This window comes from Cellvibrio fontiphilus, assembly GCF_042646205.1.
Taxonomy (GTDB): domain Bacteria; phylum Pseudomonadota; class Gammaproteobacteria; order Pseudomonadales; family Cellvibrionaceae; genus Cellvibrio; species Cellvibrio fontiphilus_A.
Window position 1 is genome coordinate 406,232 of sequence record NZ_JBHRTF010000002.1, and the last position, 11,838, is coordinate 418,069.

9 protein-coding genes are annotated in these 11,838 nt (G+C 53.4%); 5 read left to right on the forward strand and 4 right to left on the reverse strand.

Annotation, left to right across the window (positions count from 1 at the left end; genetic code table 11):
* Positions 1-269 precede the first annotated feature (269 nt).
* The 3 genes from ACFODX_RS03590 to ACFODX_RS03600 all read left to right on the forward strand — a co-directional run bounded on the left by ACFODX_RS03590 (position 270) and on the right by ACFODX_RS03600 (position 5,447).
* A complete protein-coding gene (locus ACFODX_RS03590; RefSeq protein ID WP_378116147.1) occupies positions 270-590 on the forward strand; it encodes a DUF4156 domain-containing protein in 321 nt (106 codons plus the stop codon).
* A gap of 300 nt (positions 591-890) precedes the next feature.
* Positions 891-2,978, forward strand: a complete 2,088-nt coding sequence (ppk1, locus tag ACFODX_RS03595) for a polyphosphate kinase 1 (protein ID WP_378116149.1) — start codon at positions 891-893, stop codon at positions 2,976-2,978.
* A 147-nt stretch (positions 2,979-3,125) separates the two neighbouring features.
* Positions 3,126-5,447, forward strand: coding sequence for a rhamnogalacturonan lyase family protein (locus tag ACFODX_RS03600; protein WP_378116151.1), 2,322 nt, complete (start codon positions 3,126-3,128; stop codon positions 5,445-5,447).
* A 126-nt stretch (positions 5,448-5,573) separates the two neighbouring features.
* Here ACFODX_RS03600 and ACFODX_RS03605 read toward each other — a convergent pair whose 3' ends face one another.
* From ACFODX_RS03605 to ACFODX_RS03620, 4 genes are all read right to left on the reverse strand, one after another.
* Positions 5,574-7,079 (reverse strand): Ppx/GppA phosphatase family protein, encoded by a 1,506-nt coding sequence (locus ACFODX_RS03605; protein WP_378116153.1) that lies wholly within the window; start codon positions 7,077-7,079, stop codon positions 5,574-5,576.
* 159 nt (positions 7,080-7,238) lie between these two features.
* Entirely contained in the window at positions 7,239-7,754 is a 516-nt protein-coding gene (secB, locus tag ACFODX_RS03610; protein WP_378116155.1) for a protein-export chaperone SecB, read from the reverse strand.
* 59 nt (positions 7,755-7,813) lie between these two features.
* The gene (grxC, locus tag ACFODX_RS03615; RefSeq protein WP_324257144.1) at positions 7,814-8,071 is read right to left on the reverse strand and encodes a glutaredoxin 3; all 258 of its coding nucleotides are present in this window, start codon (positions 8,069-8,071) and stop codon (positions 7,814-7,816) included.
* Positions 8,072-8,110: 39 nt separating this feature from the next.
* On the reverse strand, positions 8,111-8,524 hold the full coding sequence (locus ACFODX_RS03620; protein ID WP_378116158.1) for a rhodanese-like domain-containing protein: 414 nt from the start codon (positions 8,522-8,524) through the stop codon (positions 8,111-8,113).
* 395 nt (positions 8,525-8,919) lie between these two features.
* On the opposite strand from ACFODX_RS03620, the gene gpmI reads away from it, so the two are divergent.
* Together gpmI and ACFODX_RS03630 are read left to right on the forward strand one after the other, a co-directional pair.
* A complete protein-coding gene (gene gpmI / locus ACFODX_RS03625; protein WP_378116160.1) occupies positions 8,920-10,464 on the forward strand; it encodes a 2,3-bisphosphoglycerate-independent phosphoglycerate mutase in 1,545 nt (514 codons plus the stop codon).
* 111 nt (positions 10,465-10,575) lie between these two features.
* Positions 10,576-11,757, forward strand: a complete 1,182-nt coding sequence (locus tag ACFODX_RS03630) for a murein hydrolase activator EnvC family protein (RefSeq protein ID WP_378116162.1) — start codon at positions 10,576-10,578, stop codon at positions 11,755-11,757.
* Positions 11,758-11,838: the final 81 nt, after the last annotated feature.

Below are 11,838 nucleotides of genomic sequence, written 5' to 3' on the forward strand. Positions count from 1 at the left end.
ATTATTGCTTATGGCCGGGGCAGAGCCGGAGCCCCGGATGTGCTGGCGCTAAAGATACTACCGCGCGCCTGATTGCCCAAATTATTATTTAGATGCCAGAGGCAGGCGAGCTGCAATGTCCTGCAACGTCTTGCAGAGTCCGGTGGGGCGAAGCTTGCAACGGCAGGGCACTGGCATTAGTGTAGCCGCGAGTTTTTTGGCTGCTGTTTATTTACTAACCAGCGCATCCCTTTACTATCTGCGAGTTACTACCTGCGAGGATTTGTATCATGAAAAAATTGTCTCTGTTGGCTGTTGTTACCCTGGTTGGCCTGACCAGCGCCTGTACCTGGGTAAAAGTGAATGAACAGGGCAGCAATGTCGCCGTTGCTAACGCCGCCAATGTACGCAACTGCGAAAAAGTGCGCACCGTCAACGTAAAAGTAAAAGACAACTTTGTCGGCTCCATGAAACGCGACCCTAACAAAGTAGCCACTGAATTGACCAACATGGCGCGCAACGAAGCCAGCGCCTTTGGCGGCGATACTATTGTTCCCGCCAGCCTGGTCAACGACGGCCGCCAGAGCTTTGATGTCTATCGCTGCAACTAAGTAGCAACTCTGTTACTAGCAGCACAGCCAGTAGCGACCCGGCTGCTCACCGGCCGGAACCGTCAAACCCCCTGGGTTTGACGGTTGCCTACCGCACCAAACTATCCTCCCGCTCCCACTCCCCCGGATTTCCCCCTCAACAAACAATTTACCTTTTGTTAATCAGCTCGCTTCCCGCTAATTCCCCCGCATCCAACAGCAGCCTGCCCGCGCAAAACTTTGCTAGTGTTAGCTATACCAACCGCTGTCTTATTTTTGTCACATAACTGACATAATCTGATGAGATCTTTTTGGCGCCATATGAATCGGGTTACGAGGTACAAGGTGGATAACGCCTATTTCAATCGCGAGCTGAGCCTGCTCGAATTCAACAAACGGGTTTTACATCAAGCCTATAACCGCAGTTTGCCGCTGCTGGAACGGCTGCGTTTCTTGTGTATTTTTTCCACCAACCTCGATGAGTTTTTTGAAGTGCGGGTGGGCGGTTTGGTGGAGATTCTCGAACTCAACGCGCCGCCAACCCAAGGGCCGGATGGCCTGACGCAAATGCAGACCCTGAATGAAATTTCGCTGCGCGCGCATCAATTGGTGGATGAACAGTACCGCATACTCAACGATGAAGTAGTCCCGCTGCTGCGCGAAAACCATATCCGCATCCTGCGCCGCGATGAGTGGAACCAGGAGCAAATCCTCTATTTAAAACAAGTATTTCTCTCTGAAGTCTTGCCCGTACTCAGCCCCATTGGGTTAGACCCGGCGCACCCTTTTCCGCGCATTTTGAACAAGAGTTTGAATTTTATTGTGCGGCTGGATGGCAAAGATGCCTTTGGCCGCAATTCCGGCCGCGCGATTGTGCAGGTGCCGCGCTCGCTGCCACATCTGATTGAATTGCCCAAAGAACTGGCCGAGGGCGGCCGCGCGTTTGTGTTTGTCTCCTCCATCATCCATTTTTTTATGGGCGAGATTTTTGTCGGCATGACGGTGGTGGAAAGTTACCAATTCCGCCTCACCCGCAACTCGGACATTTTCCTCGACGAAGAGGAGACTGACGACCTGTTGCGCGCGGTGCAAGGTGAACTCGCCTATCGCCAATATGGCGATGAGGTGCGCCTGGAAATCGCCGACACTTGCCCCGCGGAACTGGAACAATTTTTATTGCAGCGCTGTGAAATTAAAGAGCGCGATTTGTATCGCATTAACGGCCCGGTCAACCTCAACCGCTTTGCCGATTTATTTGAATTAATTAAAACGCCGGATTACTACTTCAAACCTTTTGTGCAGGCTATGCCCAAGCTGCCCAAACGCAGCAACTCTTATTTTGAAGTGCTGCAAAAACAGGATTTACTGCTGCACCACCCCTTTGACTCCTTCCAGTGTGTGGTGGATTTTTTGCGCGAAGCTGCCGCTGACCCCAACGTGCTCGCCATCAAACAAACGCTCTACCGCACCGGCTCCAATTCACCAATTGTGGATGCATTAGTCGCCGCCGCCAAAGCTGGCAAAGAAGTGACGGCGATTGTGGAATTGCGCGCGCGTTTTGATGAAGAGCAAAACGTCGCCCTCGCCGAGCGCCTGCAGCGTTTTGGTATTCACGTGATTTACGGTGTGGTGGGTTTTAAAACCCACGCCAAAATGATTTTGGTGGCGCGCCGCGAAAATGCCAAGCTGCGTTACTACGTGCATTTGGGCACCGGCAACTATCACCCGCGCACCAGTAAAATTTACACCGACTATGGCCTGCTCACCTGCGACAAAGAATTGGGTGAGGATGTCTATCGCGTATTTTTGCAACTATCCAGCATGGGCAAAGCCTCCAAAATGGATTCGCTGCTCTACGCGCCCTTCACCCTGCACAAGGGCATGGTGCGGCGTATTCGCATCGAAAAAGAAAACGCCGAGCAGGGTAAACCGGCGCATATCATTGCCAAAATGAATTCGCTCTACGACGAAGAGCTGGTTAACGAACTCTATGCGGCATCGCAGGCTGGGGTAAAAATCGATTTGATTGTGCGCGGCGTGTGCCAACTGCGCCCCGGGGTAAAAGGCCTGTCAGAAAATATTCAAGTGCGCTCCATTATCGGCCGTTTTTTGGAACACCATCGCGTGTTTTATTTTGAAAATAACGGCAACCCGGAACTCTACTGCTCCAGCGCCGACTGGATGGTGCGCAACATGTTCCACCGGGTAGAAACCTGCTTCCCCATCAAACACAAAAAAATCCGTGACCGTATTTTGGAAGACCTGGATTTATACCTGCGCGACAACACCCACGCCTGGATTCTGCAGCCGGACGGCAGTTACCTGCCCAGCCAACCCAAGCAGGATGAAGAGGCGATTGATGCGCAAGCGATTTTGTTGGAGCGCTGGTCGGCGCATATCGGCAGCTGATCGCTGTGCGGTTCACAATTTGAACAATTACTGGCGCTGAAAATCGGTTCAGCGTCAGCCTCGCATTCCAAATAAATCCTATTTATATAATCTCGACAGGCCAGTTAGGCACTCACCCTAATAATCAATAATGTCGAGATCACGTCTATGGAACCATTGCAATTGGCAGCGTCCGCCGGGCGCAAGCTGCCCAAACCCCTGCTTCATGTCCTTTGCGCCGGCCTGATGGGCCTTATGGCAGCACCGCTGTTTGCCGCGCGCCAAGCGGAATATCTGGATCGCGGTGTTGTCGCCCTGCCGGCCGGCAACGGTATTTTTATCAGCTGGCGCCTGCTGGGCAACGACCCGGCCAATATAGGTTTTAACGTCTATCGCAACGGCAGCAAAATCACCGCCAGCCCCATTACCAACAGCACCAATTATGTGGATAGCAGCGGCACTACCAGTGCGGCCTACACTATTCGTCCGGTGATTAACGGGGTCGAATATGCAGCAAACGTCGCCAAAGCTACTTGGTCAGACCCCTATTTGGCAGTAAACCTGAATCGCCCCAATGGCGGCACTACACCCAGCGGTGAGGCTTACAGCTATTCCCCCAACGACCTGAGCGTGGGTGACCTGAATGGCGATGGCCAGTATGAAATTGTGGTCAAGTGGGACCCATCCAACGCCAAGGACAACTCCCAAAGCGGCTATACCGGCAATGTGTTTATCGATGCCTACACCCTGAACGGCACCCAGTTGTGGCGCATCGACCTGGGCAAAAACATTCGCGCCGGCGCCCACTACACCCAATTTATGGTGTACGACCTGGACGGTGACGGCAAAGCCGAAGTGGCATTGAAAACTGCGCCCGGCACCCGCGATGCCGCAGGCTTAGTACTGGGCGGCAGCAACGCCAATACCGACTACCGCAACAGCAGCGGTTATATCCTCAGCGGCCCTGAATACCTCACCATCTTCAACGGCCAAACCGGTGTTGCTATGGCAACGACGGATTACTTGCCCGCACGCGGCACAGTCAGCAGTTGGGGGGATAATTACGGCAACCGCGTAGATCGCTTCCTCGCCGGCATCGCCTATGTAGATGGCACCCGCCCCAGCCTGATTATGGCGCGCGGCTACTACACCCGCGCCGTAGTGGTTGCCTGGGATTGGAGCAACGGCCAGTTAACACGCCGCTGGACCTTCGACAGCAATAGCAGCGGCAATGGCGCAGCGGCTGGCCAAGGCGCCCATTCACTCACGGTGGGGGATGTCGATCAGGACGGCAGGGATGAAATTGTCTATGGCGCAGCCACCATCAACGACAATGGCAGCCTGCTCTATTCCACCGGCCTGGGCCACGGCGATGCGCTGCATTTAAGCGATTTCCTGCCCAGCCGCCCCGGTTTGGAAGTGTTTATGGTGCATGAATCGCCCTCCAGCTACGGCAGCCACGGGGTGGAAATGCACGATGCCAAAACCGGCCAGATTATCTGGAGTGTTCAGGGCGGTGGCGACATAGGCCGCGGGGTGATCATGGATATTGACCCGCGCACCCCCGGTGCAGAAAGCTGGAGCAGCGTGACCGGTGTCACCTCGGCCACCGGCGGCTCAATCACCAGCAGCAAACCCGCCTCCATTAACTTTGCAGCCTGGTGGGACGGCGACCTGCTGCGCGAACAACTCAATAACACCATGATCGACAAGTGGAACTACAGCAATAACACCAGTTCGCGCCTGCTCACCGCCTACAACTACGGCGCCGCCTCCAACAACAGCACCAAAGCCACACCGGGGCTCTCCGCCGACATTCTGGGTGACTGGCGCGAGGAGGTGATCTGGCGCCATGAAAACAATAGCCAATTGCTGATCTTCTCCACCAACATTATCAGCCCCCACAAGCTGCGCACACTGATGCACGACAGCCAGTACCGCACCGCCATCGCCTGGCAAAACGTGGGTTACAACCAGCCTCCGCACCCCGGCTTTTTCCTCGGCGAGGGCATGGCGACACCTGCAGCACCGGATGTGTATTTTGCCGGCAGCAACCCCAATGGTGGCGCACTGGGCAGCAGCGCTCCGGCCAGCTCCAGCCGCGCCGCCTCAAGTATCGCGTCAAGCCTTGCCTCCAGCATCACCGCAAGCACGGCTTCAAGCCAGGCAGTCAGCTCAGTGGCCAACACCGGCAGCAAGTGCAGTTACACGGTCACCAACAACTGGGGTTCCGGTTTTACCGGCAGCATCCGCATTACCAACACTGGCAGCAGCACCATCACCCATTGGAATGTGAATTGGACTTACAGCGGCACCACCCGCATCACCAACAGCTGGAATGCCACCCTCAGCGGCAACAACCCATACTCCGCAACTCCCGCCGGTTGGAACAACCAAATCCAACCCGGACAATCTGTAGAGTTTGGCTTTCAGGGAACCCATTCAGGCACCGCAGAAATTCCTGCGGTGACGGGTGCGGTGTGTAATTGATGATGGGTTTTTATTAAAGAAGAGTGCATCTCCATCCAAAAATAAAAAACGGCCGCTGAAACAATCAGCGGCCGTTTTTTATTGTGAAGTTTTATTTTTCACGTTTAAGCAAAACACTTAAAAAAATTAATGGCCCGCTATTTCCAAGCGATAGCCAATATCACCCAAATGGCGCTGCTCGGTTTCCAAATCCGCTTGGGTTAGTGGGTGTTGTTGCAGCCAGGTTTGCGGCAACAATAAATGTATTTTTTTATGCTCCACCTGCAAGGCAATTTCTGGCAGGCCGTCTTTTATGCGGCCGCGGTGAAAAATGGCGGCCAGGCGCAATAAAATGGCGAGGTGAACCAAATCATTATTATCGAGTGGAAAATTTTTTGCGGGGAAACGTTTGCGATGGGCGAGCACCAAAGCGGCGAGCTGTGATTGTTCCGCGCGCGAGCAGCCGGCGAGATCCACGTTTTGCACTATATAGGCCGAGTGTTTGTGGTAATCGTTGTGCGCTATATCCAAACCCACTTGATACAAACGCGCGGCCCAACCCAATAATTTATTGGCATCGCGCGCGGTTAACTGCCAGGCACTTGCGACCTGCGCCAATAAATGCAGCGCGGTCTGCTCCACGGCAGCGGCTTTTTCCATGTTGACATGAAAGCGCTGGGCGAGGGCGTCCACACTGGCTTGACGAATATCGTGATTTTCCAAACGGCCTTTTTGATCAAACAACAAACCTTCGCGCAGCGCCCAATCCGCAGCGATCATTTCTTTTAATTGCAGGGCTTCAAACAGCGCGCGCAATACTATGGCGCCGCCTAAAAAAACCGGTTTGCGATCATCGGATAAACCGGGCATATCCAGATCCAATTTTCCCTGATCCAAATAGCGCGCAATAATTTTATCGAGCGATGCTGCGGTAATAATGCCATCGCTCCAGGCATTGGCTTCACAGACTTTGGCAACGGCTTTGATACTGCCCGAGGCGCCGAGCACTTGCTGCCAACCGCGCTCGATAAATTCATCTTTGACTGGCTGCAATTCTTGCAAGCAGGCAATCAGCGCTTTGGTGACGGCTTTTTCACTCACCTTGCCATCGCTAAAAAATTGTTTGGTGATGGCGACACAACCCATGTTCAAACTTTCCTTGAGTCTGGGCGTCATGCCCTCGCCCAAAATAACTTCGGTGCTGCCGCCGCCTATGTCCATCACAATGCGGTTGCCCTGGGTAGGCGCTATGGCTTGGGCGACGCCCAAATAAATCAAACGCGCCTCTTCATCGCCGGAAATAATTTCTACCGGATGCCCCAAACGCGCTTCGGCGGCGGCGATAAATTCACCGGCATCGTTAATGCTGCGCAGGGTTTTAGTGCCCACAATACGCACGCTGCGCGAGGGATAAGCGCGCAGGCATTCACCAAAACGCTCAAGGCAAGCAAGGGCGCGCTCGCTGGCGTCTCTGCTTAAACTGCCGTCGGCCTGCAAGCCAAACCCCAAACGCACCGGCTCGCGCAAACGGTCGAGCAGGGTGAGTTGGCCGTTGTCCCAACGCGCCACAATCATGTGAAAACTGTTGGAGCCCAAATCAACGGCAGCTATGTGACTGGCAGCCGCTTCAGGGCTGGAAGACAAATTAAACATGAGGCATCCCCTTGTCTGCATCCGGGGTCAATGTGAAGGTTCATCGCAGGTTACAATTTTCCGCAGCGCATTCCCAGTAGTTGGTGGCGATGAAAAAACGCGCGCAATAAAAAAGGCAATCACCGGTGTGATTGCCTTTTTTATTGCCAAGCGAAGAAATTAATTCAGCGCTTCGCTCGGTGTTGCCTGAGCTTGTTGCTGCTGGGCTTGCGCCTGTTGCTGCGCAGCGGTAACCGCTTGCACAAACACCGCATCAAAATTAATGGGTGGCAGCATTAAGGGTGGGAAGCTGCCGCGACCGAGAATGCCATCTACCGCTTCGCGCGCGTAGGGGAACAAAATTTGTGGGCAAGCGGTGTTGATCAATTGGGTCACAGCCGGGCCTTCAATGCCAGAAATTGCAAACAGGCCGGCTTGTTTTACTTCTACCAAAAATACCGCGCGATCTTCCAGGCGCGCGGTAATGGTGAGTAACAACACCACTTCAAACAGACCATCTTCAATGGGGTTGGCCTGAATGTTCAGATCTTGTTGGATATTGGGTTTGTAGGCTTTGGTAAATGCCTCCGGACCCATAGGTGTTTCAAACGAAATATCTTTTAGGTAGATACGTTGAATGGCAAATACCGGGCCTTTTGCGCCCTCTGCTGCAGCTTGTTGATTATTTTCAGACATAGTGAACTCGACTTGGTGGTATTAATATTTACGTTTTAACTAAAAATGCTTGCGCTTAATCACGCTTGGGCGAGGAGCGCATCCAGTTTGCCGGCCTTGTCCAGCGCCCAGAGATCAGTGAATCCACCGACGTGAAATTCGCCAATCCAAATTTGCGGCACAGTGCGCTGGCCACTTTTTTCCATCATTTCCTGACGCAACTGGGGTTGGCTGTCCACGCGAATTTCTTCCACCGCCACACCTTTTTGCGCCAATAATTTTTTGGCGTTCACACAGTAGGGGCATACTGCTGTGGTGTACATAATCACTTGGGCCATAACAACTCCGCTTGCTCGCTGAAAATAAATGGCAAAGGCTTATTTACCTTTTACCAGCGGTAGGCTTTGCGCCTGCCACTCGGCAATACCGCCGCCTAAACGGCGCACATCAAAACCTTCTTTACCAAGAAAACGACCGACAGCGCCGGCGTGCTGGCCAAGTTTGTCTACCAGCACTATGGTTTTGTCTTTGTAGGCGGCAATCTCGGTGGATTCCTTGCTGAGTTTGGCGTAGGGCACGTTGATCGCACCAACTATGTGCCCCGCTTTGAATTCAGCGCTATCGCGCAGATCCACCAACACTGCCGACCCCTGGTTGACCAGACGCGTGACCTCATGGGGCGATACCGGACGGCCACTTTTGATGCGATCACGCCATACGTAGAGATAAATCAGCACAATCAGGGTGGTGACCAGCAGCCACTCTTGGGTAATAAATACAATAAAGTCCACAGTACTCTGCCTTTTACTTGCTTTTGGATAGGTTTTGTTGCGCGACCGTCACAACGAAGTGGGGGCGTACCCGGGGATTTCAATACAGGTTCAGCACTGAACAACCACCGGCACGGGCACACAGTCGCACAGGCGGCGACAAGGCGCCGGAGTATACACGATTGACCGGCGGTTAGCCGTTGCATCCAGCCGGCAATAACAAAGGCCGGCGCGGGTTATAGCCAAATTGTAAGCCCGGGATAGCATGTTTTTGCATAGAGTTAACACGCCCAACCCGCTAGAATACGCTCCATTAACGCACCGGTTACAAGGGTGCGCCGCCCGATACTGCGATGGAGCACCTCCGCCCTGTTGTATTGACCCATTCCTGTTCATCCGACCCGTGGAACTGATTTATGAGCGCTAAAAAACCTGTCGTGTTGTTGATTCTCGATGGCTACGGTTACTCTGAAAAAACCAAGTACAACGCCATAGCGGCGGCGCACAAGCCGGTTTTTGACAAACTCTGGGCCAACAACCCCAAAAGCCTGATTGAAACCTCCGGTATGGCGGTAGGCCTGCCGGAAGGCCAAATGGGCAACAGCGAAGTTGGCCATATGACCCTGGGCGCCGGCCGCGTGGTCTACCAAAGTTTTACGCGCATCAACAAAGCCATTAGCGATGGCGATTTTTTTACCAACCCGGTTTATGTCGAAGCCATAGACTCGGCGATCAAAAATGATAAAGCGGTGCACATTCTCGGCCTGCTCTCCGAAGGTGGCGTACACAGCCACGAAGACCACATCTACGCCATGATGCGTATGGCGGTGCAACGCGGGGCGCAAAAAGTTTATTTGCACGCCTTTTTGGATGGCCGCGATACCGCCCCGCGCAGCGCAGAAAAATCGCTGCAAAAAGCCCAGGATTTATTCGCCCAGCTGGGTGCTGGTCGCATAGCATCGATTGTGGGCCGCTACTTTGCGCTGGACCGCGACAATCGCTGGGATCGCGTTAAAGCGGCTTACGATGTGATGGTCACTGGCGATGCCGAATACGATGCACTCACCGCAGTTGAAGGTTTAAAAGCCGCTTACGAGCGCGGCGAAAATGACGAGTTTGTCAAAGCGACCGTGATCTGCGCCGAAGAGGAAGAAGTGGCCACTATTAATGATGGCGACTCGGTGATTTTTATGAATTTCCGCCCCGACCGCGCGCGCGAAATTACCAATGCCCTGATCGGCGAAGACTTCACCGGTTTTGAGCGCGAGCTGCACCCGAACATCGCCCACTTTGTGCAAACCACCGAGTACGCTTCCAGCATCAAGGCACCTATCGCCTTCCCGCCGGAAGACCTGACCAACTCCTTTGGCGATTACATCGCCCAATTGGGCAAAACCCAGTTGCGCATCGCCGAAACGGAAAAATATGCCCACGTCACCTTCTTCTTTAACAGCGGCAATGAAGTGGTGTACCCAGGCGAAGATCGTATTCTGGTTCCCTCACCGCAGGTGGCAACCTATGACCTGCAACCGGAAATGAATGCGCCTATAGTGACCGACAAACTGGTAGAGGCGATAGAATCCGGCAAATACGATGCAATTATTTGCAACTACGCCAACTGCGATATGGTCGGTCACTCCGGCATTATGGAAGCAGCCACCAAAGCCGTAGAAGCAGTGGATGTGTGTTTGGGAAGAGTATTAGCTGCAGTGGACAAAGTAGGCGGTGAAGCCCTGATCACAGCAGACCACGGCAATGTGGAAGAGATGTTTGACGAAGAAACAGGTCAGCCACACACCCAGCACTCCACCTTGCCAGTGCCATTTATTTTCCACAGCCATCGCAAAGGCACCATTGCTCCCGGCGGCTCACTGGCAGATGTTGCACCTACCATGTTGCATTTGATGGGCTTGCCACAACCCAAAGAAATGACCGGTCGCAATTTGATTACGCTGGTTTAATTTGCCGCCCTCTCCTGCAGGCAGCGTGCCCGCCCTGCAGGAGTAATCAAACCCGGTGATGGGTACAGCCAAGCTTCACCTACCCTACCTTTACGCATTCAGATAAAAAATATGAGTCGACTTTTTGCATTCACCAAAACTCTCGCACTCAATAGCGCGCTGTGTCTGGCGCTGATGTTTGCCGGCTATGCCCAAGCCGACGAAAAAGCCGAGATGGCAAAACTACAGAAGGAAATTGAAGCGCTGCAGCAAGAGTTAAAAAAAGTGCAGGGCACACGCTCGAGTTTGCAAAAAGACTTGGAAAAATCCGAGCAAGAAATCAATAAACTCCAGCAAAAAGCCGATGACATCAATAAAGAGTTGAAGCAGCAAAACAACGAGCTAAACCAGCTGAAAAATGAGCGCAGCCAGTTAGAGCAAGCAAAAAAAAAACAGCAGGGTGAAATAGCCGAACAAATGCGCGCGGCGCAAAAACTGGGTGAGCAGAGCGAAATCAAAGTGCTGCTGAATCAGGAATCGCCCGACCAGTTGTCGCGCATCATGAAATATCACAGCTATTTTATGGAAGCGCATAACCGCAAGATGCAGGGTTTCATGGAAACTATTGCGCGCATTGATGCACTAACACCAGAGATCGAAAAAAAAACCCTGGAATTGGGGGCCATGCAAGCGCAACTGGATGAACAGCGCCAGCAATTAAAGAGCCGGCAGAACGAACGTCAGCAGGCGCTGGCTAAAGTGAATAGCCAGTTCAAGGACAAAAACCAGCAACTTAAACAACTGAGTGAAGACCGCCGCCGCCTGCAGGCTCTGCTGGAACGTGTCACCCAAAAAGTGGCGACTAGCGGCGCCGTTAATTCACCCGCCTATGTACCTTTACCCGCCGGAGGGGAGAAGTTTTCCCAGCGCAAAGGGCGTTTGCCCTGGCCGACCCAAGGCAGCCTGATCCATCGTTTTGGCAGTGCTCGTATCGCGGGGCAGATTAATTGGAGCGGGGCATATATAGCTGCACCTCTGGGCAACCAAGTGGTTGCGGTACACCATGGGCGCGTGGTGTTTGCCGATTATTTTGGCGGCCATGGGCTGCTGGTGATTGTCGACCACGGCGAAGGCTACCTGAGCCTTTACGCCCACAATCAGCGGCTGCTTAAAAAAGCCGGTGAACCGGTGCGGGCGGGGGAAGCTATTGCCAGTGTGGGTAATTCCGGCGGCCAGAGCAGCACCGGCTTATACTTTGAAATTCGCCACCAGGGGCGGCCGATAGATCCAGGCGCTTGGCTGGCGCGCGGTTAACAATTAAGGTTTGTTATTGCGGTGTTGATATTTTTGTGGGGCAGCTGTCATTTCAACTGGATTTGGCTTAGTGTGCGCCCC